The 24,412-nt window shown below is 66.4% G+C and carries 22 protein-coding genes and 1 pseudogene; 8 read left to right on the forward strand and 15 right to left on the reverse strand.

Annotation, left to right across the window (positions count from 1 at the left end):
- Positions 1-11: 11 nt before the first annotated feature.
- From VSX60_RS16545 to VSX60_RS16565, 5 genes are all read right to left on the reverse strand, one after another.
- Entirely contained in the window at positions 12-2,105 is a 2,094-nt protein-coding gene (locus VSX60_RS16545; RefSeq protein WP_327625364.1) for an ABC transporter permease, read from the reverse strand.
- Positions 2,105-3,145: a quaternary amine ABC transporter ATP-binding protein gene (locus VSX60_RS16550; protein ID WP_327625365.1), complete on the reverse strand. Its 1,041-nt coding sequence runs from the start codon at positions 3,143-3,145 to the stop codon at positions 2,105-2,107. The genes VSX60_RS16545 and VSX60_RS16550 overlap by 1 nt, the downstream gene beginning before the upstream one ends.
- 92 nt (positions 3,146-3,237) lie before the next feature.
- On the reverse strand, positions 3,238-4,215 hold the full coding sequence (locus VSX60_RS16555; protein WP_327625366.1) for an ABC transporter substrate-binding protein: 978 nt from the start codon (positions 4,213-4,215) through the stop codon (positions 3,238-3,240).
- 146 nt (positions 4,216-4,361) lie between these two features.
- Entirely contained in the window at positions 4,362-5,402 is a 1,041-nt protein-coding gene (locus tag VSX60_RS16560) for a GlxA family transcriptional regulator (protein WP_327625367.1), read from the reverse strand.
- 104 nt (positions 5,403-5,506) lie between these two features.
- Positions 5,507-6,382 (reverse strand): cupin domain-containing protein, encoded by an 876-nt coding sequence (locus VSX60_RS16565; RefSeq protein ID WP_327625368.1) that lies wholly within the window; start codon positions 6,380-6,382, stop codon positions 5,507-5,509.
- 198 nt (positions 6,383-6,580) lie between these two features.
- Here VSX60_RS16565 and VSX60_RS16570 point away from each other — a divergent pair, with 198 nt between their 5' ends.
- Both VSX60_RS16570 and VSX60_RS16575 read left to right on the forward strand, forming a co-directional pair.
- Positions 6,581-6,760 (forward strand): helix-turn-helix domain-containing protein, encoded by a 180-nt coding sequence (locus tag VSX60_RS16570; protein ID WP_327625369.1) that lies wholly within the window; start codon positions 6,581-6,583, stop codon positions 6,758-6,760.
- 454 nt (positions 6,761-7,214) lie between these two features.
- Positions 7,215-7,412 (forward strand): annotated as a pseudogene (locus VSX60_RS16575) (ATP-binding protein); the annotation flags it as partial.
- Between the two features lie 72 nt (positions 7,413-7,484).
- Here VSX60_RS16575 and VSX60_RS16580 read toward each other — a convergent pair.
- From VSX60_RS16580 to VSX60_RS16595, 4 genes are all read right to left on the reverse strand, one after another.
- Positions 7,485-8,846, reverse strand: a complete 1,362-nt coding sequence (locus tag VSX60_RS16580) for an aspartate aminotransferase family protein (RefSeq protein ID WP_327625370.1) — start codon at positions 8,844-8,846, stop codon at positions 7,485-7,487.
- 23 nt (positions 8,847-8,869) lie between these two features.
- The gene (locus VSX60_RS16585; protein ID WP_327625371.1) at positions 8,870-9,334 is read right to left on the reverse strand and encodes an NAD(P)-dependent oxidoreductase; all 465 of its coding nucleotides are present in this window, start codon (positions 9,332-9,334) and stop codon (positions 8,870-8,872) included.
- A 2-nt stretch (positions 9,335-9,336) separates the two neighbouring features.
- Positions 9,337-9,459, reverse strand: a complete 123-nt coding sequence (locus VSX60_RS16590) for a hypothetical protein (protein ID WP_327625389.1) — start codon at positions 9,457-9,459, stop codon at positions 9,337-9,339.
- 255 nt (positions 9,460-9,714) lie between these two features.
- Complete coding sequence (locus VSX60_RS16595; RefSeq protein ID WP_327625372.1) at positions 9,715-11,367, reverse strand: thiamine pyrophosphate-binding protein; 1,653 nt, start codon at positions 11,365-11,367, stop codon at positions 9,715-9,717.
- Positions 11,368-11,657: 290 nt separating this feature from the next.
- Between VSX60_RS16595 and VSX60_RS16600 the strand changes: the two genes are divergently transcribed.
- Positions 11,658-12,566 (forward strand): VOC family protein, encoded by a 909-nt coding sequence (locus VSX60_RS16600; protein WP_327625373.1) that lies wholly within the window; start codon positions 11,658-11,660, stop codon positions 12,564-12,566.
- Here VSX60_RS16600 and VSX60_RS16605 read toward each other — a convergent pair.
- The 4 genes from VSX60_RS16605 to VSX60_RS16620 form a co-directional block, all read right to left on the reverse strand.
- The gene (locus VSX60_RS16605) at positions 12,491-14,509 is read right to left on the reverse strand and encodes a TRAP transporter permease (protein WP_327625374.1); all 2,019 of its coding nucleotides are present in this window, start codon (positions 14,507-14,509) and stop codon (positions 12,491-12,493) included. The two genes, VSX60_RS16600 and VSX60_RS16605, sit on opposite strands and share 76 nt — an antisense overlap.
- Positions 14,510-14,587: 78 nt before the next feature.
- Positions 14,588-15,616, reverse strand: coding sequence for a TAXI family TRAP transporter solute-binding subunit (locus tag VSX60_RS16610; protein ID WP_327625375.1), 1,029 nt, complete (start codon positions 15,614-15,616; stop codon positions 14,588-14,590).
- Between the two features lie 85 nt (positions 15,617-15,701).
- A complete protein-coding gene (locus tag VSX60_RS16615; RefSeq protein ID WP_327625376.1) occupies positions 15,702-17,399 on the reverse strand; it encodes a thiamine pyrophosphate-binding protein in 1,698 nt (565 codons plus the stop codon).
- Positions 17,396-18,145: a GntR family transcriptional regulator gene (locus VSX60_RS16620; RefSeq protein ID WP_327625377.1), complete on the reverse strand. Its 750-nt coding sequence runs from the start codon at positions 18,143-18,145 to the stop codon at positions 17,396-17,398. The genes VSX60_RS16615 and VSX60_RS16620 overlap by 4 nt, the downstream gene beginning before the upstream one ends.
- Positions 18,146-18,219: 74 nt before the next feature.
- Here VSX60_RS16620 and VSX60_RS16625 point away from each other — a divergent pair, with 74 nt between their 5' ends.
- From VSX60_RS16625 to VSX60_RS16645, 5 genes are all read left to right on the forward strand, one after another.
- Complete coding sequence (locus tag VSX60_RS16625; protein ID WP_327625378.1) at positions 18,220-20,058, forward strand: gamma-glutamyltransferase family protein; 1,839 nt, start codon at positions 18,220-18,222, stop codon at positions 20,056-20,058.
- A 16-nt stretch (positions 20,059-20,074) separates the two neighbouring features.
- On the forward strand, positions 20,075-20,857 hold the full coding sequence (locus VSX60_RS16630) for an SDR family oxidoreductase (RefSeq protein ID WP_327625379.1): 783 nt from the start codon (positions 20,075-20,077) through the stop codon (positions 20,855-20,857).
- A 6-nt stretch (positions 20,858-20,863) separates the two neighbouring features.
- Positions 20,864-21,178, forward strand: coding sequence for a hypothetical protein (locus VSX60_RS16635; RefSeq protein ID WP_327625380.1), 315 nt, complete (start codon positions 20,864-20,866; stop codon positions 21,176-21,178).
- Between the two features lie 35 nt (positions 21,179-21,213).
- Complete coding sequence (locus VSX60_RS16640; RefSeq protein ID WP_327625381.1) at positions 21,214-21,909, forward strand: IS6 family transposase; 696 nt, start codon at positions 21,214-21,216, stop codon at positions 21,907-21,909.
- A 103-nt stretch (positions 21,910-22,012) separates the two neighbouring features.
- Positions 22,013-23,242 (forward strand): MFS transporter, encoded by a 1,230-nt coding sequence (locus tag VSX60_RS16645; protein WP_327625382.1) that lies wholly within the window; start codon positions 22,013-22,015, stop codon positions 23,240-23,242.
- A 178-nt stretch (positions 23,243-23,420) separates the two neighbouring features.
- Here the strand turns inward: VSX60_RS16645 and VSX60_RS16650 are convergent, their stop codons facing one another.
- Both VSX60_RS16650 and VSX60_RS16655 read right to left on the reverse strand, forming a co-directional pair.
- Positions 23,421-23,906 carry a hypothetical protein gene (locus VSX60_RS16650; protein ID WP_327625383.1) on the reverse strand — a complete coding sequence of 162 codons (486 nt, stop codon included), beginning with the start codon at positions 23,904-23,906 and terminating at the stop codon, positions 23,421-23,423.
- A 51-nt stretch (positions 23,907-23,957) separates the two neighbouring features.
- Positions 23,958-24,215: a hypothetical protein gene (locus tag VSX60_RS16655; protein ID WP_327625384.1), complete on the reverse strand. Its 258-nt coding sequence runs from the start codon at positions 24,213-24,215 to the stop codon at positions 23,958-23,960.
- Between the last annotated feature and the right edge of the window lie 197 nt (positions 24,216-24,412).

Genomic DNA, 24,412 nt, shown 5'->3' on the forward strand with positions numbered 1-24,412 from the left:
GTCAGCCTCGATCATTGAAGTCCCAGCGCGCGTTTTCGCTCGGCACTCCAGGCCTGGACGATGCGGTCGAACACGATCGCCAGCGCGGCGATGCTGAGGCCGGCGACTAGGCCGCGGCCGGCGTCGCCGCGGCTGAGGGCGATCAGCACGTCCTGGCCCAGGCCCGGGGCGCCCACCAGCGAGGCGATCACGACCATCGTCAGCGCCATCATCACGGTCTGGTTCACACCAAGCGCGATCTCCGGCAGCGCCACCGGCAACTGCACCTGCCAGAGCATCTGCAGGCGCGTCACTCCCATCATCCGGGCTGCCTCGGTCAGCTCGGGCGGAACACCGCGGATGCCGAGCTCGCCATAGCGGATCGGCGGGACGATGGCGTAGAGCACGATGGCCACCAGCGCGGTGAACTCGCCGACGAGAAACACCATCACCGCGGGGATCAGAAAGACGAAGATCGGCATCGTCTGCAGGGTGTCGCAGATCGGCCGCACCACCGCCGAGACGCGATCGTTCAGCGCCGCCCAGACGCCGATTGCCGTCCCCGCCAGCACCGAGACGGCGACACCGACGGCCGTCAGCTCCAGCGAGACCATCGCCCGATCCCAGCTGCCCGTCAGCAGGATGAAGAGCATGCCGAGCAGCGCCACCAGGCCGACTCGCCAGCCGCCGACCCAGCAGCCCGCGGCGGTCAGCAGGGCGATCGTGAACAGCCAGGGCGTGCCCGTCGTGCCGAAGTAATAGTAGATGCCAAGCACCCCGAGCCCCAGCGCCGGCGCCCAGTGCCGCGCCAGCAGGAGCCCGAGACTGCAGGCGGCGAGGACGGCGACATAGCCATAGGTGACGGCGGCGCTCATCTCGAAGCCCCAGACATTGGGGCGTACCGCCTGCGGCAGCCCGATCTTCAGCGGCAGCAGCACGAAATAGGCGGTGTAGGTCTTCAGCGCCGAGGTGACCGGAAACGAGACCACGGTGAACCAGTCCAGCGCCGCGTCGAGCAGCGGCGCCGGGCGCAGCACCCAAGCCTCGGGGTAGGTCCGCAGCGCCGGCACCGCCCAGGCGGCGGCGAGGCTGGCGCCGGCGGCGGCGAGCAGCACGAGCGCCGCGCCGCGGGTGGCCAGGGCCACCGGCTCTCCGTCGCCGCTCCGCCCGGCGAAGCCGCGGCTGACCCGGTCCATGGTCATCGCCAGCAGCGCGATCACCAGCCCGGCCAGGATGCTGCGCCCGAACTTCGCCTGCTTCATCGCCTGGTAGACCTCGATGCCGATATCGCTGACGCCGCCCACCATCGAGGCGATCACCACCATGCTGAGCCCGGCCATGATCGTCTGGTTGAGCCCGAGCAGGATTGTCGGCATCGCCGAGGGCACCAGCACCCAGGCCAGCAGTTGGCGACGGTTCGAGCCCGACATCAGCCCCGATTCCACGATCTCCGGCGGGATCCGCTGCAGCCCGTGCACCACGGCGCGCACCATCGGCGGAATCGCGTAGATCGCGCTCGCCACCACCGCGATCATCGGCCCGATCCCGAACAGCGCCAGGATCGGCAGCAGGTAGGCGAGCGTCGGGATCGTCTGCATCAGGTCGAGCAGCGGCTGCAGCAGCCGCCAGATCGGCGGCCAGAGGAACGCGGCGATGCCGAGCAGGAGCGCGAGCAGCGCCGACAGCGGCACCGCCACTGCGATCAGCGCCAGTGTGACCGCCGTCGGCTCCCAGAGCCCGATGGCGATGATGTAGAGGAAGGTGAGCGCGCAGAAGGCCGCCAGCCTCCGCCCGCCCGCCATCTGGCCGATCGCCGCGGCGGTCAGCACCAGCGTCGGCCAGGGCAGCCATTGCAGCATCGCCCGGATCTGCTCAATCGGCCAGGCGAGCAGCAATGACAGCGCCCGGAACAGCGCCTGGAAAGTGTCGGAGAACCAGGTCAGGAACGCGCTCAGCCAGTCGGCCAGCGGCACCACCGCCTCGGCCGGCGCCGCGGCGAGCCGCCCGGTCTGCCCGGCGGCGAGGATCGCCGTCGACGCCCCGGCCACCAGCGCCAGCCGCAGCAATGGCAGCCGGTTCGGGCGGCGGCGCAGGTCGGGCAGGACGTCTTGCGCCATGCTCGCCATCAGCCCATCCTGCGCAGCGCCCCGAGCGCGCGGTCGAGCGTCACCCGGCCGAGCACCCGGCCCGCCTCGTCGACGATCGGCAGCGGCTCGCGGCGGCCGCAGAAGCGCTGCAGCAGCCCGTCGAGGGTCTCGCCAGCGGGCACGCCGTCCTCGGCGTCGACCGGCCCGGCGGCAGGCTCCAGGATGTCGCGCGCGGTCACGATCTTCTCGCGCGGCACCTCGCGGGTGAAGTCGGCGACGTAGTCGTCGGCCGGGCTGAGCACCAGTTCCGCCGCGGTACCGATCTGCACGACCTCGCCGCCGCGCATGATGGCGATCCGGTCGGCCAGCCTCAGCGCCTCGAGGAAGTCATGGGTGATGAACACGATCGACTTCTGCAGCATCGACTGCAGCCGCAGGAACTCGTCCTGCATCTGCCGCCGGATCAGCGGGTCGAGCGCGCTGAACGGCTCGTCGAGGAACCACACGTCCGGCTTGACCGCCAGGCTGCGGGCGATCCCGACCCGCTGCTGCATGCCGCCCGACAGCTCGCGCGGGTAGCTGTGCTCGCGCCCCGCCAGGCTGACCAGCTCGATGGTCTCGCGCGCCCTCGCCAGCCGCTCGGCCCGGCCGACCCCCTGGACGCGCAGCGGGTAGGCGACGTTCTCCAGCACCGTCATGTGCGGCATCAGGCCGAAGTTCTGGAACACCATGCCCATGCGGTGCCGGCGCAGCTCGATCAGCTCGGCCTCGGAGAGGTCCACGATATTCTGGCCGTCGACCAGCACCTCGCCCGCGGTCGGCTCGATCAGCCGCGACAGGCAGCGCACGACGGTGGACTTGCCCGACCCGGAGAGGCCCATGATGACGAAGATCTCGCCGGGCCGGACGTCGAAGCTGACATCGCAGACGGCGGGCACGCAGCCGCGTTGCCGCAGCGCCTCGGCCACCGCGGCTGTGCTCCCGGGCGCCGCCTGACACGATGCGCGCAGCTGCTCGGCGGCGTCGGCGCAGAACACCTTCCAGATATGGCGGCAGCTGATGCGCGGCTCGCTCGGCATCGGGCTCATCGGTGGGATGGGGGCAGCAAGGGTCGCCGCGGCGACCGGGGCGGGGCGCCCCCGCCGGCTGTGCAGCGGGGCGCCCCGGGGGGTCACTTCTGCGTCGCGGCGTCGACCCAGGTCTTCCAGACGGCCTCGTTCTGGTCCACCCATTCCTTCGCCACGTCCTCCGGCTTGCGGTCCTCGGTCTCGATCGCCATGGCCATCGGTCCCTGCATCGTGTTGGTCATCTGATAGGCTTCGAGGAAACGATAGGCGGCGGGCCACTTCTCCTCCAGCCCCGGCCAGGCGAGCTTGGCGATCTCGATCGTGCCGCCGGTGCAGTCGAACGACTTGCGGGTCTCGATACCCGCCTGCTCGGCCGCGGTGCAGCCCTCGGCGCCCTCGTCCAGCATGACCCGCTTGAGGTCGAACTCGGTGGCCACCCAGGTCGGCTCCCACCACTGCAGCAGGATCGGCTCCTCGCGCAGCGTGGCCGAGCGGAGCTCGGCCGCGGTCGAGCCCTCGCCGCCGGAGGGCAGCGCCACCACGTCGAGCCCGAGCGCGTCGATCCAGTTCTGCGCGTCGGGGTTCCACTCGGCCGGGTAGTCGAGCAGCCGGCCCTTCGGCGCGGTCTCGGGCGTCGCGAAGATGTCGGCGCAGTCCTTCAGCGCGTGCCAGTCGGGCAGGCCCTGGCACTTCGCCTCGACATAGGCCGGGTAGTACCAGCCCTCCGAGCCCTCGAGGCCGGTGGGGCCGAACTTGACGATCTCGCCGGCCTCGGTCGCCGCCTGGTATTGCGGCGCCAAGGCCTGGTACCAGTTCTCGAGCGACGCGGTGATCTGGCCTTCCTTCATCGCCTCGATCATCGGCACCTGGGTCGTTTGCAGGATCTCGACGTTGTAGCCCATGCGCCGCAAGATCTCGGCGGCGACCTCGGTGGTGACGAACTGGCCGGTCCAGTCGAGCTTGCTGAGCACGATCGGATCGGCGGATTCGGGCACGCTCTGCGCCGGCGACGGAGACGCCGAGAGGGCGGCCGCCGACAGCACGGCGGCGAAGGCGGCAACGGAGAGTGTCTGGTGCATCATCGGTGTGGTTCCTCCCTCCGGCCCTGTCTGGCGCCGGGGCGTTGATTCGGCGGGCGGGACGCCGCCCGGCTCCTTGTATTCTCCCGAGTATCTCACCTGCGCCCCACCGCGCTTGCTCAAATGCGCCACGCCGATGACTTTCGAGTTCAACGCGGCGCGCCCGGACCGAGGAGGGCCGGGCCGGGACCGAGCGTACCGGCGGTTTCGACCAGCGAGTAGTCGAGCCGGCGGTCGCTGCCGGGCTGCCGGCGGAACCGGCGCTTGTAGGTCCGGCAGAAATACGACATCGAGGAAAAGCCGGAGGCCAGGGCGACCTCGCGGATCTTCATGTCGGTGTTGCGCAGGAGGCCCTGGGCCTGCGCGAGCCGGCAGTGCAGGTAGACCTGGCTGGGCGTCCGGTCGAGCACCTGCCGGAACTTCCGCTCGAGCGTGCGCTTCGAGACGTTCGCCGACCGGGCGATCTCGACGATGCTCACCACCGTTTCGACCCGTGCCTCCATCGCCTCGATCGCCCGGATCACGTCGGTATCGCTGACCGGCGCCGGCTCGGCCGCCGCCGAGAACACCCGATGCGCGCGGTTCAGCCCGCCGGCATGCATCAGGCGGTCGGCAACGCCCGCCGCCAGCGCCGCGCCGTGGGTCCGCTGCAGCAGCGCGATCATCATGTCGAGCACGGCGGCGCCACCGGCGCAGAGCAGGCGCCGCTTCTCGATCTCGTAGAGGTTCTCGGACAGCGTCAGCTCGGGGAACATCTCGAGCAAGGCGTCGGCGCTCTCCCAGTGCACCGCCGTGCGGACCCCGGCGAGCAGATCGGCCGAAGCCAGCAGGAACGCCCCGGTATCGACCGCGCCCAGCATGGCGCCGCGGCGGTCGAGCCGCCGCAGCCAACTCTTCAGGCGCCGGTCGGGCTGCGGCCACGGGTCGAAGCCCGAGACCACTATCAGGCAGGCCGGGTCGTCCTTGGGCGGCACGGCCGCCGCGGCCGCATCGGCGGGGATCGTCATGCCGCAGCTCGCCCGGGCGGGCGCGCCGTCGGGCGTGTAGATCCGCCAGCGGTGGTGGCGGTGGCCGAGCAGGATGTTGGTCAGGCGCAGCGGCTCGATCGCGCCGAACAGCGCCAGCATCGAAAAGCCCGGGAGCAGCAGGAAGCCGGTGTTGCCAGGCAGGCCGCCGTCACATTCCGCCATCGCCGATGGTCCCGTCGCCGATCCGCCCGTGCCGCCGCCAGCGCGGCGGAGGGCATTCTAGGGAAGCGCGGCCGGGCGGTCAATCTGCCGCCGCGGCCGGCCGGTCAGCGGTAGTCGGGGGCGACGCAGAATGCCGCCTTGGCCGGCACTGCGCCGTTGTTGCAGTAGCGGTGCGGCGTGCCGCCCGGCAGGAACAGGCAGTCGAGCGGGTGAAGCTCGTACCAGTCGTAGGTTTCCGGCAGGTAGACGTGCACGCAGCCCTCGAGCGCGAACAGCACTTCGTCGCCGGGGTGCTGCTCGGCCTCGGCCATGATCGAGGGCCTGAGCGCGAAGGTGCCGGCCGTCAGCGCCTCGGTCGAGGCGTAGAGGTTCATCAGCACCGGGTCCTGCTCGCCGAGGATGAAGTGCAGGGCGGTGTCCTCGCCAAGCCTGACCATGCGGCCCTGCTCGTAGCGGTCATGCAGGTCCTTCAGCGCGTCGGTCGGCCACCTGCCGAGCAGGTCGGTCCGTCCCTCCTGCCGCCCGGTCATGGCGCGCTTCTTCACCGAGGTCTCGATCTCCGGCACGTTGGCCGCCCGCTCCTGCGGGGCGTACCAGTCGAGCACGAACACCTCCTCGGTGCCGAAATTGTAGCCGTAGTGGTAGCGCATCCCGCGCCAGTAGACCGCCTCGCCGGCGCGGGCGACGGCGACGTCGCCGGATTCGGGGTCCTGGATCGTCAGCTCGCCCTGAGCCACGTAGTAGTAGCGATCCTGGTCGTAGAGCGGCCGCCAGGTCTTCGACGAGCCGAACGATTCGCCGGGGGCGAGCTTGTAGACCAGTGCCGCCAGCCGGTCGCCGCGGCCATAGACGAGGTCGGCGACGAAATGCGAATCCTCGTCGCCCCAGAGAAACCGCACCGCGTCGCGGCGGGTCACGAGGGTCGGTTCCTTGAAGTAAGTCGCGTTCTTCGGAGCCTGAACTGGAGCACTGGCTGTCACTGTCTCTCCCTCCCGGAGCGGTGGCTCATCATGATGGCCAATGGCATAGGCAGATTTCGACGGCGCATGATGCACAGAAGCGCCGGACCAGTGGCGCTTTTGAACAGGAGGCGGAAGTGGGAGTGAGTTCCATCGTGAAGCGCAACACCGCAGGCGGATGATGTATCCGTCTGTCTCGAAACGGAGAACGGTGTTGCCATGTCAGGATACAGCCACCTCACGGTCGAGGAGCGTGATCGGCTCGCGGATCTCAGGGCCGATGGCCTGTCGCTTCGGGTGATCGCCAAGGCGCTCGGCCGCGCGGCGTCGACCATCTCGCGCGAGGTCCGGCGCAACGCGCTGGAATCCACCGGGGCTCCTGGAAGTGGTCCGTCTTGACGGATGGAGATCTGCGTCCCGGCGGCGCTGTCACGTTGTTTGAAATATAGCCGCGTGAAGTTGGCGCCGCGCTTGTTCAGGCGAGCCGTGCACTTACGGTTTGGGCCGCTGAGCGACACGGATTCGACTGGACGTTCATCGCGAATCACCTCCTTGATAGGAGAGGCAACCTTGCTGTTCAAATGGCGCATCAATGTGAGCAGCGTTCGGACGCTGACACGGGCCATGGCGCCCGAGGCATCCGGACCCGCCGACGTTTCGCTCCCAAGGTCGGTTACCGAACGCCGGATTGAGCGACGGCGTCCGTCAGGCAACCGCACCACGACGAACGCCGGACCCCGCGCCGATTGGTCCGAAACGAACTCGAGGCGCTGCCCCGCAAGGCCGTGATGCGCATCGACAACCGTCAAATGAGACACCACCCCATCGAGAATGGGGGTAGCCTGTGATGTTTGGTTCGGAGCGGCTGACAGGCGCGCTGCTCGATCGCCTGACGCATCACGTCCACATCCTGACGATGAACGGCGACAGCTACCGGCTCAAGCAGTCGTCGGGCCGGCGCCGCTCCCCTGCGTCCGATAAAAGGGCGGAGCAAAACCAGGCCATCGACGACGCCGCCGATCCGGAAACCGGCGAGATCTCCGCGACCTGATCCCCAAACCCGATAGCCGACGCACGAAGGGGCCCCTTCGTGCGTCTTGCCTGCCATCGCCGTGGCCTGATTTTACTCCGCCCCACTGGCCTGGATTTGCTCCGTCGTTGACAAAGTTTTCATCGTGGCGATCTTTGGGGCGATTTCGACCAAAGTCTGGCTCACGATGGCAATCGTCTCGTCCACCACAGCTTCGTCGTGCTCTGTCGACATGAACCAGGCGCCCCGTTCCAGTGCTCGCACGCCATTGCCCAGAAGGGCCACCGTGAACATCCGGTAGCCCGCACGGTTCATACGTGCCAACCCGCGAAAGTTGCGTGCAGGCTCCGTCAGCCCGAGGGCGACAGTGAAGATTTGCGAAAACCCGGTAACGGTCGCGGTCAATCCGGCGTCGGTGAAGGCATCCGCGATGCCGTTCTTCAACCGGGCGCCGTTACGTTCCAGCGCCTCGAAAGTGGCCGGCTGGCACAACCGGTCCATGGTCGCGATGGCCGCCGCCATGGCAATGGGCTGGGCATTGTAGGTGCCGCCATGCATGATCCGCCCCGTGCCCAGATGATCCATCATGTCAGCCCGTCCCGCCACAGCGGCCACGCTGAATCCGTTAGCTATGGCCTTGGCGAAGATGGCGAGATCGGGTGTCACGCCGAGGCGCGATTGCGCACCGCCCGGAGCAACGCGAAATCCGGTGATGACCTCATCGAAGATCAGAACCGTGCCGGATTTCGTGCAGGCCTCGCGCACTGCTTCCAGATACCCCGGCTCTGCGAATATGCCACCGCTGTTGCACATGGCCGCCTCCATGATGACGGCGGCGACATCTCCTTTCGCGATCCGCGATAACAGCGGTTCGCGCCGGTTCCACGACATGACTTCCAAGTTGACCGATGCCTCCGGATCCTGGCCGGCGCTGGCCAACCATTTGCAAGGCGTATCCTCGCATCCGGCCTGCTCCATCGGCGTTGCCGTACTGACCAGGACACTGTCGAGCCAGCCGTGATAGTGTCCTTCGAACTTGATCACGATCTTCCGGTCGGTCACGCCCCGGGCTAGGCGCAGGGCGAGTTGTACCGCCTCGGACCCGCTGCCGGTAAAGCGCACGCGCTCGGCGCAAGGGATCATCTGTGTCATGCGCCGGGCAGCCTCGTACTCCAGCTCGCTCTGGCCACCGTAGAGCAGGCCGGTGTCGAGTTGGTGACGCGCGGCAGCGATCACGTCGGCAGGGCTGTGCCCCAGGATCATGGGCCCCAGTCCCAGGTAATAGTCGATCAGCTGGTTGCCATCGATGTCGAAAAGATACGGCCCCTCTCCCTTCTCGAAAACAAGGGGTGTGGGCGCGACGTCAAGCCGGAAGTTGCTATTGACGCCACCCGGGACGACCGACTTGGCGGCTTGGACCCGGTCGGCGGAACGGGAAAAGTCGAGTTTGGTCATCGTGTCGAACTTTCAGTTGACGGTCAGCTGGAACGTGCGCGGCACGCGGCGGCCTCACGGTCGAGACTATCCAGGTTCACGCAATCGCGGGAACACCCTGTTTGCAGATAGCCAAGGGCGGTCGCGGCGGATTTCCGGCGCAGATCGATCAGGCTGGAGGGGCTGTAGAAGGCCGCGTGAGGCGACAGCACCAAACGGTCGCGGATCGTCGAATAGGGCGCGCGCCAAGCCGTCATCAACGCACTGTCGGGCGCGGGCGGCTCGTGTTCCAGCACGTCCAGCCCCGCCGCGGCGATCTGTCCCGACTGAAGCGCACGGGTCAGGGCGTCGAGATCGACAAGCCCACCGCGTCCGGTGTTGATCGGGATCGCATCGCGTTTCATCTGCGCGAATGTCTCGTCCGTCATCATGTGCCGAGTTTCGGATGTCAGCGGAGTATGCAAGGAGACGATGTCTGACCCGGTCAGCAGCGCTCCGCGATTGTGCAACCTCAGGTCTGGAATTTCACCGACGCCGTCAGAGCGATGGTCAAAACTTCCAGCAGATCATGGCGCTTGGCATTGCCCGTCCGCGGATCGGTGACTTCGGCAAAGCTGGCGGCAAACCAGGACATCGGCGGCTCCTTTCGCAAAGGCCGACATCCGAATCCATTTCAGCTCAAAGCGATACGCCAAATCCCAAATGCGATTCCCCTGGGCGGGAAACGATGGCGGCTATAGCTGATGCTCGACATCCCCCTATCCTACTCCGCTTTCGCTTCGGATCCAGTTAACGTGTCAACGCCGGCTGGAGGCCGATCGCGGGGTCCACCGCAAGCAGCGCCACACGGCGAAGCGGGTGTTCGAGCGGCTTCGGGATGAGCACGGCTTCAAGGGCGGCTATCGCCCCCTTTCCCCGGCAGGATTGCCTCGACGCTCGTCTCCACGAGGATCAACTCGGGTCCGGCCGCCGACAGGAGCGACGGGAGCGCCGACAGATCGCTTCGCGACCGCATGCGCGTGACGTGGAAGCCGAACGCCTCACCGATGAGCTCGAAATCGGGATTGGTGAAGCTCGTCCCGACCGTCCTTCCCGGATAGTCGCGCTCCTGGTGGATCCGGATCGAGCCGTATATTCCGTTCTCCGACAGGATCACCTTGAGCGGAAGCTTGCGCTCCATGGCCACCGATAGCTCGTGGCCGGTCATGAGGAAACCGCCGTCTCCCACGAAGCAGATGACTTGGCGACCCGGCTCGCGCAAGCTAGCCGCGACGGCGGCCGGCACGCCGAATCCCATGGCGCCGGAGATCGGCGCCAGCAGCCGCTGCGGCGGAGAAAAGGGCACGATGCGGTAGACCGGCGCGCTGAAGGTCCCCGCATCGAGCGTGACGATGGCGTCGTCGCTTAGACTCCGGCCGACGATATCGACCAAATCCTCAAAACAGATACCGTCATCGACCTCGATGGATCGTGGTGCCGCGATCTTCCGGCGCTCCACCGCCAGCCGCTCGATCCACGCGTCCCGAACGTTTCTCGGGCTGCTGGGCGAGGGGGAGCCCACCGCTTCTATCAGGGCTCGCGAATCACACGCGATCGCAAGGTCGACTGCGAAATGTGTACCGATCACCGAGGGGTCCGGGTGGACGTGGACGAGCTTCATTTCCGGGCGGACGAGGTGCGGAAAGCTGTAGCCCTGGGTGGTGATATCGCTCAGCCTCGCGCCGAGGACCAGCACGAGGTCGGCATCACGAAGAACGGCCATCTGGCTTGCAGGATTGGCAAGCCCCAGGTCGCCGGCATAGAGTCGGTGAGCATTCGCGAAAAGGTCGTGGCGCCGGAAGGACACCATCAGCGGGATGTTCCAGGCTTCGATGAACTTCCGCAGTGCTTCGCGGCCGCCGGGGCGATCCAGATTGCTGCCCGCGACGACGAGCGGCCGGTCGGCGGTGCGTAGCCACTCGCGCAGCGCAGCGGCATCGGCGGCATCGGGTGCCGCCTTGATCGGCGCTTGCGGACCGACGGGACGAGAATGCGTGACGGAAGTGAGAACATCCTCCGGCACCGAAATCACGACGGGACCCGGAACGCCGGCAGTCGCTACCTGGACGGCACGCAGGATGGTTTCCGCCATTCTGGCCGGATCCGTCACCTCCGCGGTCCACTTGGCGATCGAGCCGAACATGTGCCCGTAATCGATCTCCTGGAAGGAGTCACGGCGAACATCGTTGGCGGCGACCTGGCCGACGATGAGGATGAAAGGTACGCCGTCCTGCTGCGCGGTGTGGACGGCGATGGCGGCATTGCTGGCGCCGGGCCCACGGCTTACCGCGGCGACAGCTGGCCTGCCCGTGAGACGTGCGTCGGCAAGCGCCATGAAGCCGGCCCCCGCCTCGTGCCGACAGACGACCGGGTCGATGTCGTCGCGGCCGTAGAGCGCGTCCAGGAGACCCAGATAGCTCTCGCCGGGAACGCAGAAGAGCCGGTCGATCCCGTTCGAGACGAGACTTTCTACGATAAGCTGGCCAACACTCGCCATTTTCATTCCAATCTCTCGGACGCTTTTCGGAGGAGGAGTGCGGCGCGCCGCAGCGCCTCATCGACAGACAATGCCGGCACTTTCGGGCCGCCGAGCGGGCAGTCGACAGGCATGCAATCCGGCGGCATCGCGAATCCGACCACGACCATACGAACCTTCAGCTTGACATCTCGGGAAAGGAGCGCGGGGCATCGCCATCCGTGATACGGCCTCGACGGGCGCGGCAGGCCGCTCGCTCTGGAGAAAGGCCGCGACGCGACCGTGAGCGGGTTCGAGATCATCAGCGGAGAAGCTCCATGAGCAAGCAGGTGCCGGATCGGGCCGAGACGTTCCTCGACCATGTCGCGCACTTTGTTCCGTCGCTGGATGTCGGGGCAGCCACGCTGGAGCGGCTCGGCTTTCGTCTGACGCCGTTCACGGCGCAGCAGAACTGGACGCCGAACGGCATGGTGCCTGCCGGAATGGCCAATCACTGCGTCATGCTGCGCGAAGGCTATATCGAGTTCCTGACGGCGGTGGCGGATACCGAACTGGCGCGACAATTCCGGGCGGCGATCGCCCGGCATGTGGGACCGCATCTCATCGCCTTCAGCACTGGCGACCTCGATCTGGCGCACGGGATTCTGGAGAGCAACGGATTTCGCCCACAGCCGCCGGTAAACCTCGTTCGACCGGTGTCCGATGCCGACGGACAGCTTCGCGAGGCGCGCTTCTCGGTGCTTCGCGTTCCACCGGAGACGATGCCAGAAGGTCGAATACAGCTTCTGAAGCACCACACGGAGGACATCGTCTGGCAGCCCCGGTGGCTCGGGCATCCCAACGGCATCGTCGGGCTGAAGGCGGTCCTTCTCGCCACTGCGGATCCTGAAGAGTCCGCACGCCGGTTCGGGTGCTTCGTGGGGCGGGTGCCGGTCCGGCGGTATCAGCGGTGGGTCCTGCAGCTCGACCGGGGTGCGTGCGTCTTCATCGAGCATTCTGCGCTGCACCAGGTCGTGCCGTGGGTCCATGCGGCAAAGCCCGCCCCCTGGATCGTCGGCATGGCGCTTGAGAGCGAGGATACCGGCCGGACACGCGAGCACTTCGCGGCCGGCGGTCTTCAGCCGCACGAGACAGCGCCGAGCGAAGCCGTCTACGGTCTGCCGCCGGAACTGGGCGGGTTCGCCACCGTGCTTCCGGCGGGCGCGGACGTGTCGTGGGCCGCCTGAGACCTCCTCCAGCCCATCCACTGCCATCCCAATAGTCCAGCGAAGATGGTAATGCCGAACAGCGATGCCCAGAGGCTGGGATGCAGCAGGCCGAGCGCGGCCGGCAGCAGGACCAGCCGCTCGAACCAATTCAGCGGCCGCAGCAGGTAGCCTTCCAGCATCACGTTGAGAGCGATGATGCCCAGCAACGCCATCGCCGAGACGAATGCGGTGTAGAGGATGCCGGATCCGATGCCGAGGATCTCGGGATGCGCGACGAACAGGAACGGCAGGATGAAGCCGGGAAGGCCTAGGCGCACGGCGATGAAGCTGGTTCGAAAGAAGCTGCCTTGCGCGATCTTCGCCGCCACCAGGCAGCATACCGCGACAGGCGGCGTGATGGCGGAGATATTGGCGAAGAAGAAGACGAAGAAATGCGCTGCGAGCAGCGGCACGCCAAGGCTGACCAGTGCCGGCGCGCCCATCAACGCCACCAGTATGTAGGCCGCTGAGGTCGGCAGTCCCAGGCCGAAGGCCAGGCAGGCGAAGGCTGACATGATGAGCAGCAGAGGCAGGCTGCCGCTGGCGATCTCCAGCATCGCGAAGGATAGCTTCTGCGCGAAGCCGGTGACGGTGAGAAGATCGACGAGCACGCCGATGACCGCGACGACGATGGCGATCTGAGCGCCGGCCTGCGCGCCGCTGTAGGCGGTCCGGCAGATCAGTTGGACGACGTTCGAGACGATGTTGCCGATGCCGCGCCAGGAGAAGACGATCTCGCGCAGGACATAGAGGCCCAACAGGATTGCGGTGGCTTCGAGCGAGGTGCGCCCGGGCAGGTTGCTGTCGAGCAGAACCCAGACCAGATACGTTACGGCGATGAAGAAATGCAGGTTGCGCAGGCAGATACGCCAGAGGCTCTCGCCGGTGTCGAATTCGTCGGCCAGCACGGTGTTGGTGCTCGCGTCAAGGTTCCGCTTCACTGCCCGCAAGTGTACGGCCACCATCAGATACAGGTAATAGATGAGGGCTGGAAAGACGGCGGTGATGATGACTTCGCCGTACGGAATGCCCGTCAGCCCGACGATCAGGAACGCTGCGAGCCCCATCACCGGCGGCGTGATCTGCCCCCCGGTCGAGGCGACCGCTTCGACAGCACCGGCGAACTCGGGCTTGAAGCCGAGCCGTTTCATCAGCGGGATCGTCAGAGCGCCCGTCGAGGCGACATTCGCGACGCTGGAGCCCGAGATCATTCCCATCAGGCCGCTCGAAATGATCGCGATCTGCGCCGGGCCGGCGCGGGTGTTACCGCCGATCCGATAGGCGACGTTCATGATAAAGTCGACGCAACCGGTCGCTTGAAGCGCCGCGGCGAACAGCATGAACGGAAAGATCGTGCCGGCGGAAAGCTCGGCGAGGCTGCCGAGCAGCCCGCTGAAATACGGTATGGACGTGTAGCCGATCAGGCGCGTCAGGTTGATGCCGCCGTGATACAGCAGGCCCTGCGGCATGTGATCGCCGAAATAGCCGTAGAGCAGGCCGACGACTGCGATCAGGCTGACGACCCAGCCCCATTCTCGCATCGAGGCGTAGAGGCACAGCAGCAGGAATCCCGCCGCGACGATGAAGTCGGTGGTGTTCGGCAGGAATGCACGCTGCGACGTCAGAAGATCGTGCTCGCTGAAGACGTACCAGACGACACCGGCGGCCACTGCGGCGAGCGCGAGATGGACGGCTCGCGATACCGCGCTTCCCGTCTTCGCTGCGGCGAAGAGGAAGATGAGGAGCGCCGCGCCGCCCACATGCATGATCTTGAATTGCCCGGAGGGCATGAGGTATTCGAAGATTTGGACGACGTGGCCGAAGACATAGACGAGCGAGACCAGGCCGATGAGCAGGATCAATCGCGGATCACCCTGCTGATCGGTAAAGTAGCCGGCAAGTCGATTAGATCTGGTCCGCATCATCTCGATTCCCGGAAAGCGACGGAAGATTCTCGCAATTGCGGACCGGCTTCGGCCCGGCCCGCAGTGCGACCTGACTTATTGGGCTTCGACCATGTCGTCGGTCCAGACGCCCTTCTCCTTGTAGTATCTCGCGGCGCCCTTGTGGACGGGGAAGCCCTCTACGAGGTATTCGGCGCCGAATTCGAGGTCGACGTCCTCGAACTGCGTGCCGAGGGCGCGGACGTCTTCGGCATTGTCGAAGATCGCCTTCATCACCGTGTAGGCGATCTCCTCCTCGACGTCGGGCGAGGCGGCGAGTACGCCCGAGAAGGACGCAGCCTGGGTTTCTTCCGCGATGCCCTCGACGGCCCCTGCCGGGATGATGCCGAGCGAGATGCCGGGATTGAGCTGCCTGGCCTTGTCCATCACCTCTTGCGGAATCGGCAGGATGCGGACCGGGGTCGTGGCGACCAGTTCCGACAGGATCGGCGACGGGCGGCCGTTCGTCAGCAGCGAGGGGATGCAGTCGACCGCTTCGGCGCGCAGCGCATCGTAGCTCTCGCGCCAGGAGCCGTAGGTCCACTCGATGTCGTCGAGAATGCCCGCGGCCTCGAACAGCACCTCCCACATCGTGGCGGTGGAGCTGCCGGCGGGCGAGGGCATGCAGCGCGTGCCGCGGAGATCCTCGAGCGTCTGAATATCGCTGTCGGCACGCACCATCGGCGTGCAGTTGAACAGTGTATATGCGAACATCTGGTGCACGGTGATCGGCGCGGGATATGGGTTCATCCCCTCCGCCGCCGGTTTCCAGTCAGTGGAGGTGGTCTGGCCGAGCTGGATCACGCCTTCGGCGAAGAGCTGCATGTTCTCGGCGCCGCCGCTCGTGGCCATCGAGGCGTTCTGCAGGTCCGAATGGCGGTTAACCGTGTTGGCCAGACCCTCCATGATGACGTAGCCGGTCGATCCGATGGAGGACGAGCCCCACTGCAGGCTCTGCTGCTGCGCCAGCACGCTGGTGGTGCGGAATGCGGCGGTGCCGGCAGCCAGGCCGGCGAGGCCGAGCCGCAGCGCATCGCGGCGGGAGAGTGGCGGAAGCGAAAGATGCCCCTTGAGATTACGAGTCATTTTGCAGTCCTTTCTGTTCCCTGGTTGATGGTCATTCCTCCGGCAGTTGTCGCCAGGCCCGGCGGCAACTGCCGGCACGTCCGGATCATGCGATCCACTCCGTCACCGGTGCGGCCGCTTCGTGGAGCGGCTGTGTGACGACGTCGACCAGGCTCGGACCGCCGTGCTCGATGGCCGCCGCCAGCGCGCTCCGCAGTTCCGATGGATGCTCGACCCTCCAGGCCTTCACGCCGAACGCCTCGGCGACGCGCGCATGGTTGGTCTGGCTGAAGTCGACCGAGAAATAGCGCTGCCCGAACCCCGAATCCTGGCCGGCCTTGATCCAGCCGAACACGCTGTTGGAGAACACCACCAGCGTCACCGGCGCGCCGGTGCGAACCAGCGTCTCCATCTCGCCGGCATTGAAGCCGAAGCTGCCGTCGCCCATAACCGCGACGCATTTGGCCGAGGGACGGGCATAGTAGGCGCCGAGCACTCCGGGCAGCGAATAGCCGAGCGCCCCATGGGCGCGGTTGCTGATCAGCCGGGCGTTGGGATTGGTCAGCTCGAAATAGGCGGAGAAGTAAGGGCAGGGCGTGCCGGGATCAGCGACCACCACCGAATCCGCCGGCAGCAGCGCAGCAAGGTCGCGAACCACGCGCTCGGGCCGAATCGGCTGTTCGTTGGATTCGGCAAGCGCGTGGAAGCGCGCGAACTTGGCAGCCTTGGCCCGGGCGACCGTTGCCTGTGCTTCCTCGGGCGAGCGTTTCACGCCTCCCAGCTTGTGGTCGACGGCCTCGACCAGCTCCGCCAGCGCCAGCTTCGCATCGCCGACGATTGCCACTTCGGTCGGATAGTTGGCGCCGATAACCGTCGGATCGGCATCGATATGGATGATCCGCTGCCCGAGTGGCGCCGGGTGCCGCCAGCGCTCGGTCGTGACCGATCCGGCGCGGCAGCCGACCAGCACAATGAGGTCGGCCGCATCGACCGCCGCCCGCGTCTCGTAGGAACCGCCGTTCGAGCCGACGACGCCGAGCGCCAGAGGATGGTTGTCGAGGATCGCGCCCTGGCCGCTGATCGACGTCGCGACGATGGCGCCGAGTCGCTCGGCGAGCGCTGTGACCTCGGCGCGCGCGCCCGCGATGACCGGCCCGCCGCCGCAGATCAGCATCGGACGCTTGGCGCCGGCGAGGGCCTCGGCAGCGGCTTCGACGTGTTCGGCGGAGGGGGCGGCGCGCAGCGAGGGGAATTTCCCCAGAACCTTGTCGCCCCACACGTCTTCGGCGTCTACGGGGCCTTTCTGGACGTCGAACGGAAGACCGAGATGCACGGCGCCGGGGCGGCCGGTGGTCATCTGGCGGAACGCGGCCCGCAGCGTGCGCGGCAGCGAGCCGCTCGTCTCGATCACCTTGTTCCACTTTGTCAGCGGACGGAACAGCGCCTCCTGGTCGAGCTCGGTCAGTGCGAACCTGCCACGTGAGCCGACGCCGATATCGGTGGTGATGGCGAGGAGCGCGATGGAGGATTCGTTCGCCTCGACGACCCCGGGAAGAATATAGGTTGCGCCGCCGCCGCTCGGCCCCTCGCAGACGCCGACCTTGCCGGAGACGCGTGCATAGACGTCCGCCATGTAGCTGGCCGAGCGCTCATCGCGCGTCAGCACGTGCCGCATGCCGTGATCGAGCCGGTAGAGCGCGTCGTAGAATGGCAGGCTGGTGTCGCCGCACAGGCCGAAGATGACCTCGACATCGTGCAGTTCGAGCATGCGCACGAGCGCTTCGGCACCGGAAAGCTGGTTCATCGTTTCTCCTCTGACACGGCAACGGGTCTGAGGTCGGCGACCTTCGGTCCATCGCCCATGAAGAGCCGCGCATAACCTTCGCGAATGACCTCGACGATCTGGTCCTGGCGGCGGGTGATGTGGATTCGCGCTACCTCGGCCGCGCGCGCGCTGTCGCGCTCACGGATGGCGTCGACCAGCGCGCGGTGCTCGCTCTGCGTACTGTCTCGGCGGCCCTGCATGTCGACCCAGCGGAAGAAGTGGATGCGGGCATTGATGCTGCCCAGCATGCGCAGCAGTTCCGCATTGCCGGTGACCTCGGTGACCCGCTCGTGAAACCCTTCATCGAACTGCAGGAGTTGCTCGACCGGCGCGGTCTCCTGCGCCTTCACGCTCGCCACGAGATAGGTGTCGATCGCTCCGAACCACTCCTCGTCCGCCCGCTCGCAGGCCAGCCGGGCGACCGTCGTCTCGAGCGCGAGCCGGGCCTCGTAGAGATCGAACACCTCCTTCACGTCGAGCGGCCGAGCATGGAAGCCGCGCCCCCTGACAAGGACGAGCAGCCCTTCCGACGTGAGGCGGTGCAGCGCCTCGCGCAGCGGCGTGCGGCTGACGTCGAGTTCGCGCGCCAGCACACCCTCGTTGAGCCGCTGTCCCGGCTGGAAACGATACGTCATCGCCATCTGTCGCAAGGATGCATAGGCGCGTTGCGACAGATGCAGGTGCGATGCGGCGCCGTTTTGGACTGGATTGGCATTTGGAGCCATGTGGTCATCCGGTATACAGCGATGTATACAGGTCACTATACAGCCGGATCCACACCACGCAACAAGGATCGATCATGACGACGTCCGGAATATTCACGACCCGTCCGGAACTCAAGGGCACGTTCGGAATGGCGGCCTCGACGCACTGGCTGGCGAGCGCGGCGGCGATGGGGATCCTCGAGCGCGGCGGCAATGCGTTCGACGCGGCGGCGGCAGGAGGTTTCCTGCTGCAAGTCGTCGAGCCGCATCTGAACGGCCCCGGCGGCGAGGTGCCGATCCTCGTCTACGACCGACGCGTTGGCAGCATCCAGAGCATCTGCGGGCAGGGCGTCTCGCCGGAAGCGGCGACGGCTCGGCGCTTGCGCGACATGGGTCTCGACCTGGTGCCGGGGACCGGGCTGCTGCCGGCCTGCGTGCCGGGCTCGTTCGGCGCGTGGCTCTTGATACTGCGCGACCACGGCACGATGAGCGTCGCCGATGTGCTGGCCCCTGCGATCCACTACGCCGAGAACGGGTATCCGCTGGTTCCGCCGATCGTCAACGCGCTGCAGGCGGTCGAGGTGCTGTTCTGCGACGAATGGCCGAGTTCCGCCGAAATCTACTTTCCGCGAGCCGGCGTGCCGAAGCCGGGCGACCTGTTCCGCAACCCTGCCATAGCCCGGACCTATCGCCGCGTCATTGCGGAAGCCGAGGCCGGCGGCGGCGACAGGGAACGGCAGATCGAGGCGGCGCGGCGCGCTTGGTACGAAGGCTTCGTGGCCGAAGCGATCGACAGCTTCTACCGCACTGCCGAGCTCATGGATTCAAGCGGCGACAGGCATCGCGGCCTGCTGACCGGCGACGACATGGCGCGTTGGCAGGCGAGCGTCGAGGCGCCGGCGACCTACGACTATCACGGCTACACCGTTGCCAAATGCGGCCCGTGGAGCCAGGGACCGCTGCTGCTGCAGCAACTGGCGCTGCTGCGCGACCTGCCGCTCGCCGAGATGCCGGCGGAGGGGCCGGATTTCGTCCACGCGGTGGTGGAGGCGGCCAAGCTCGCCTTCGCGGATCGCGAAGCCTGGTACGGCGACAGGAAGGATTTCGACGTTCCGCTCGAAGCGCTGCTGTCGGAGCGCTACAATGCAGAGCGCCGCAGGCTGATCGGCGATCGCGCGTCGGTCGAGTTCCGGCCCGGACAGCCGGACGGACGCACGCCGAAGCTGCCGAATTACCGGGTCGCCGACGAGAGCAGCCTGAACATCAACGCCATCCTGGGCGTCGGCGAGCCGACGGTGGCGGAAGCCGGCGAGCCGGTGACGGACCGGGCGGGCGCGTTGCGCGGCGACACCTGCCACATCGACGTCATCGACCGCTGGGGCAACATGGTGGCGGCGACGCCGAGCGGCGGCTGGTTCCAGTCGAGCCCCGTCGTGCCCGGGCTTGGCTTTTCACTCTCGACGCGGGCGCAGATGTTCTGGCTCGACGAGGGCCTGCCGAGCACGCTCATGCCGGGCCGGCGGCCGCGGACCACTCTGACGCCTTCCATGGCGCTCAGGGAGGGACAGCCCTATCTCGCCTGGGGCACGCCGGGCGGCGACCAGCAGGACCAGTGGTCGCTGATATTTTTCCTCCGCCACGTTCATCATGGCCTCAACCTGCAGGAGGCGATCGACGCGCCCTCCTTCCACAGCGAGCATTGCCCGAGCTCGTTCTGGCCCCGCGAGGCCAAGCCGAACGTCCTGGTTCTCGAAGGGCGGTTCCCGCAGCGGACGGTCGATGCGCTGAAGGCGTCGGGTCATGAGGTGACGGTCGGCAAGGACTGGTCGGAAGGGCGTCTGGCAGCCTGCTCCCGCGAGGATCACGGCGGCACGCTTTATCTGCGTGCGGGGGCCAATCCGCGCGGCATGCAGGGCTACGCTGCCGGGCGGTAGACAGGAAGGAGCGGTCATGGACCTCGGATTGAACGGGCGGCGGGCGCTGGTGCTCGCTTCGACGCGCGGCCTCGGCCGCGCCATCGCGACGGCGCTGGCGGCGGAGGGTGCGGTCGTTATGATCTGCGGCCGGACCGGCGCCAAAGAAGTGGCTGCGAGGATCGCCGAGGAGACCGGCGCGGCAGTGCACGGACGCGATTGTGACCTGCACGACCGTAGCGCCCTCGATGCGCTGATCGACGATGCTACCGTGAGAATGGGCGGCATCGACATTCTCGTCCTCAACGGCGGCGGCCCGCCGCCTGCCCCGGCGCTGGCCGTTTCCTCGGACGCCTGGAGCCAATGGTTCGAGCGCATGGTCGGCAATCTCATCCATGCCGCGACGCGATGCCTGCCAGACATGCGTGAACGCCGCTGGGGACGTCTCCTGACAATTGCCTCGTCGGCGGCCGTGCAGCCGATCGCCGGGATGGCACTGTCGAACAGCCTGCGCGCGTCGCTTCTTGCCTGGAACAAGACGGTCGCCGCCGAGATCGCGGCCGACGGCATAACCTGCAACGTCATCCTGCCCGGTCGGATCGATACCGACCGCGTCGCAGCGCTGGATGCGGCCCAGGCGGAACGGCATGCGCGGACTCCCGACGAGGTACGGCAACAGGCGCTGACGACGATTCCGGCAGCGCGCTATGGCCGGCCGGACGAGTTCGGCGCGGTGGGAGCCTTCCTCTGCTCCGACAAGGCCAGTTACGTCACCGGCACTGTACAGCGCGTCGATGGAGGCCAAATTCGCGCGATATAGGCAGTGATGGGACAAGCTAAATCAATTGATCTTCGGTATCGCGGTTTGGACAGCGGCGAACAGCGTCGTGGTGCCGTTCCGCTTGACGACGCCGAGCGCGCGCTGGACACGATGCGACGGCTGCTGGAAGCGGTGAGCGCCAAGGATGTGGCCGAGAAGATCAGCGCGGCGCGCGATACGATCCTGCGCACGAAATACGCTGAGCTGGCCCGCAACGAAGAGCGGCGGAAAATGCAACGCTCCGACATCTCGGTCGATACCGTGGCAGGGCTGATTCCATGGCGCGAGGTCGTGGAGGCGTTGACAGGCTTGACACGTTAACTGGATCCGAAGCGAAAGCGGAGTAGGATAGGGGGATGTCGAGCATCAGCTATAGCCGCCATCGTTTCCCGCCCGAGATCATCCAGCACGCCGTCTGGCTGTATTTCCGCTTCCCGCTGAGCTACCGCAATGTCGAGGACCTGCTCGCCGAACGCGGTGTCGAGGTCTCCTACGAAACCGTCAGGCGCGGGGCGCTGAAGTTCGGGATGCTGTACGCGCGCAAGCTGCGCCGGCTGCGGCAGCGGCCGAGCAGACGCTGGCACCTCGACGAGGTGTTGGTCTCGATCGGTGGCAAGCCCATGTATCTGTGGCGGGCCGTCGATGACGAGGATGAGGTGCTCGACATTCTGGTCCAGGCCAGGCGGGACAAGCGTTCGGCGCTCAGGCTGATGCGGAAATTACTGAAGAAGCATGGCGCTGCGCCGGAGCACTGGATCACCGACAAGCTGCCCTCCTATGGTGCCGCCCTGCGGCAACTCGGGGCGAACAGGCGCCATGTGACGGGCGGCCGATTGAACAACCGCGCGGAGAACTCGCATCTGCCGGTGCGGCAACGGGAGCGACGGATGCAGCGCTTCAAGTCGCCGCGGTCGGCCCAACAATTCCTCTCCACTCACGCCGCCATCTACAACACCTTCAACATCCAGCGCCACCTGATCTCCCGCCGCACGATGCGTCAGTTTCGCGGTGATGCGATCGACGCGTGGCACCTTGCGACTTGCGCCGCCTGACCTCCGACGTCGACGCCTCCGCTGCGCCTGCGTCCGGACAACGTGACAATTCCACGATGCGTCCTGCATCGGTTCCCCGCGTTCGAAAGATGGACGGTCCGAAATGAACACCGCCTCCGCCATGTCCCTAAAGCCCAGGACCTACATGGGGGTTCTGGCAGTTCTGGGCATCGCGCATCTTCTCAACGACCTCATGCAGTCGCTGATCCCGGCCATCTATCCGATCATCCAACGAAGCTACGGGCTCGACTTCTGGCAGATTGGCATGATTACCCTGACCTTCCAGATCGCGGGCTCTCTCCTGCAGCCACTGGTCGGCTTCTATACGGACCGACGCCCGGCGCCGTACTCGCCCGTCGTGGGAATGATGTTCACCCTGTCGGGCCTGCTCGGCCTCGCCTTCGCGGCGAGCTACGCGTCCATTCTCTGGGCCGTGGCGCTGATCGGCATCGGCTCCTCGATCTTCCATCCGGAAGCCACGCGAATGGCCCGCTATGCCGCGGGCGGACGGCAGGGGCTGGCGCAGGGCATCTTCCAGGTCGGCGGTCAGGCGGGCGGCGCCCTCGGCCCGGTCTTCGCGGCGCTCGTCATCGTTCCCATGGGGCAGCCGAGCCTGACCTGGTTCACCGCCGCAGCCCTGGCAGCCATGCTGCTCCTGATCTGGATCGGGAGACAGCAGGCGACGATCAGCCGCCATTTCTCGGAGCTGCGAGCCTCCCTGGCCGGACATCATGCCGACCTTCCGCGGCACGGAATGGCGACGATCGCCGTCGGGCTCGCGGTGCTGACGCTCCTGATGTTCTCTAAGAACGCCTATGCCGAGAGCTTCCGGTCGTTCTACACCTTCTATCTCATTGAGCGGTTCGGACTTTCCATTCCCGCCTCGCAGATGATGCTGTTCCTCTTCCTCATCGCCGCGGCAGCAGGAGCCCTTATCGGCGGGATCGTCGGCGACAGGATCGGCCGCTACCGGATCATCTGGATCTCGGTGCTCGGGCCACTCCCGCTGACCCTCCTCCTGCCCTACGCCGACCTCTTTTGGACGGGTGTGCTGACGATCACGATCAACCTTATAATGGCGAGCGCCTTCGCCTCGATCCTGATCTACGCCATGGAATTGCTGCCCAACCGCATCGGTCTCATCGGCGGCTTATTCTACGGCCTGAACTTCGGTCTGGGTGGCATCGCCGCCGCGATCCTGGGTAGCCTAGCCGACAGCTACGGCATCGAAGCCGTCTACCGTTTCTGCTCATTTCTCCCGCTGGCGGGTCTCCTGGCCTGGTTTCTCCCCAGATTGGATCACGAGCGTCATAGCGCGACGGTCAAGCGTTGACAGCCGCGGCGAGGGTCGCCGCTGGCAAAGCAGCGAGAGCCAAACCCTGCACTCGCAGGGGCCTTCCAACGCGGGAACCGCTTACCCACGCAATCCATCTCCGAGGGCCGTCGGTCCGCTTCTCCCCTAAAGCCGCGGATGCGATTATCTGCTATGAAATATTCTGGGACCGATCGGGTCAGTTGCTCAGTTTCAGATTTATGCTGGTCGCCCCGCAACTGCACCGCAGCGCCTCGGCCTTGCCCTTGCGCAGCGAGACGTAGATATACGATTTGCAGCTCTCGTTCTCGCATCGAAGGTTCTCAAGCAGCATCCTGAACGCATCCACAACCTCCTGAAACTCGTTGCGCTGGAGGTTCGCCCAGGCGTTAAAATGGACGGCAGGGTTGATCGCCCATTGTTCGCTGTTGCTCTTCGCGACAAGCTCCTTCGCCCTGGCGCGCGCCGCCCCGAGAGCGGCTTTCTTGTCATCGAGTTTCCAGTGGATGGCGGACTTTTCGCCGTCGTCCAATCTCTTCCGCCACTCCTTGAGGACGTGAGGCATGAGATCCCCGAGATCATAGTGACCGTCGCCCCGGAATTCGACGGGAGCCCTGAGATTGTCCGCGAGGATCGTCGCGGTGTATTCAAGGTAGCGCCGCAACAGCCATGCGGCCTTGGCCACGTCATCCCTGTCCAGCTCGTGCCTGATCTCCGTCCAGATGTCGTGGTCGTCCTAGACCCTCGGACCTGAATCGACCGTCCAGCCGCCGAATGACTGGCTGCGGATCACCAGGTTTTCGGTCTTCATATATTGAAGCCACACCTTATCATGGGTGGTGAGGATGAACTGCGTATCGGGAAACTCGGTCTTGAGCAGGCGGCACACCTCGCGGCGGTGACCGGTATCGGCCGACATGAGCACGTCATCGAGCACCGCGAACGTGAACTTTCCGCCGAGCGTGTGCTTCATGAGGGCGAGGTAAAGGCACATCGTCTCTCCTGATCACGGCCATCCTGGCCGCCTTCAGACAGACAATCCACTTAGCCCGATGTGCAGATTTGCCGAACCACCTCTATCGGCGCCGCATGACCCACTTCGTGCGCCGAACTGCGCCCGTCACCCTTCCACCACGACGTTGATCGAAGCGTCCAATTGCGTTCCTCGCCGCCGTCGGATCATTCTGGTAG

The sequence above is a fragment of the Aurantimonas sp. A3-2-R12 genome (assembly GCF_036016755.1).
In the GTDB taxonomy this organism is placed as follows: domain Bacteria; phylum Pseudomonadota; class Alphaproteobacteria; order Rhizobiales; family Rhizobiaceae; genus Aurantimonas; species Aurantimonas coralicida_A.

Excerpts from the sequence above, each read along its gene's own strand:
- VSX60_RS16545 (WP_327625364.1), bottom strand. The coding sequence starts at position 2,105 with ATGGCGAGCATGGCGCAAGACGTCCTGCCCGACCTGCGCCGCCGCCCG.
- VSX60_RS16550 (WP_327625365.1), bottom strand. The coding sequence starts at position 3,145 with ATGCCGAGCGAGCCGCGCATCAGCTGCCGCCATATCTGGAAGGTGTTC.
- VSX60_RS16555 (WP_327625366.1), bottom strand. The coding sequence starts at position 4,215 with ATGATGCACCAGACACTCTCCGTTGCCGCCTTCGCCGCCGTGCTGTCG.
- VSX60_RS16560 (WP_327625367.1), bottom strand. The coding sequence starts at position 5,402 with ATGGCGGAATGTGACGGCGGCCTGCCTGGCAACACCGGCTTCCTGCTG.
- VSX60_RS16570 (WP_327625369.1), top strand. The coding sequence starts at position 6,581 with ATGTCAGGATACAGCCACCTCACGGTCGAGGAGCGTGATCGGCTCGCG.
- VSX60_RS16580 (WP_327625370.1), bottom strand. The coding sequence starts at position 8,846 with ATGACCAAACTCGACTTTTCCCGTTCCGCCGACCGGGTCCAAGCCGCC.
- VSX60_RS16590 (WP_327625389.1), bottom strand. The coding sequence starts at position 9,459 with ATGTCCTGGTTTGCCGCCAGCTTTGCCGAAGTCACCGATCCGCGGACG.
- VSX60_RS16595 (WP_327625372.1), bottom strand. The coding sequence starts at position 11,367 with ATGAAAATGGCGAGTGTTGGCCAGCTTATCGTAGAAAGTCTCGTCTCG.
- VSX60_RS16600 (WP_327625373.1), top strand. The coding sequence starts at position 11,658 with ATGAGCAAGCAGGTGCCGGATCGGGCCGAGACGTTCCTCGACCATGTC.
- VSX60_RS16605 (WP_327625374.1), bottom strand. The coding sequence starts at position 14,509 with ATGCGGACCAGATCTAATCGACTTGCCGGCTACTTTACCGATCAGCAG.
- VSX60_RS16610 (WP_327625375.1), bottom strand. The coding sequence starts at position 15,616 with ATGACTCGTAATCTCAAGGGGCATCTTTCGCTTCCGCCACTCTCCCGC.
- VSX60_RS16615 (WP_327625376.1), bottom strand. The coding sequence starts at position 17,399 with ATGAACCAGCTTTCCGGTGCCGAAGCGCTCGTGCGCATGCTCGAACTG.
- VSX60_RS16620 (WP_327625377.1), bottom strand. The coding sequence starts at position 18,145 with ATGGCTCCAAATGCCAATCCAGTCCAAAACGGCGCCGCATCGCACCTG.
- VSX60_RS16625 (WP_327625378.1), top strand. The coding sequence starts at position 18,220 with ATGACGACGTCCGGAATATTCACGACCCGTCCGGAACTCAAGGGCACG.
- VSX60_RS16630 (WP_327625379.1), top strand. The coding sequence starts at position 20,075 with ATGGACCTCGGATTGAACGGGCGGCGGGCGCTGGTGCTCGCTTCGACG.
- VSX60_RS16635 (WP_327625380.1), top strand. The coding sequence starts at position 20,864 with ATGGGACAAGCTAAATCAATTGATCTTCGGTATCGCGGTTTGGACAGC.
- VSX60_RS16640 (WP_327625381.1), top strand. The coding sequence starts at position 21,214 with ATGTCGAGCATCAGCTATAGCCGCCATCGTTTCCCGCCCGAGATCATC.
- VSX60_RS16645 (WP_327625382.1), top strand. The coding sequence starts at position 22,013 with ATGAACACCGCCTCCGCCATGTCCCTAAAGCCCAGGACCTACATGGGG.
- VSX60_RS16655 (WP_327625384.1), bottom strand. The coding sequence starts at position 24,215 with ATGTGCCTTTACCTCGCCCTCATGAAGCACACGCTCGGCGGAAAGTTC.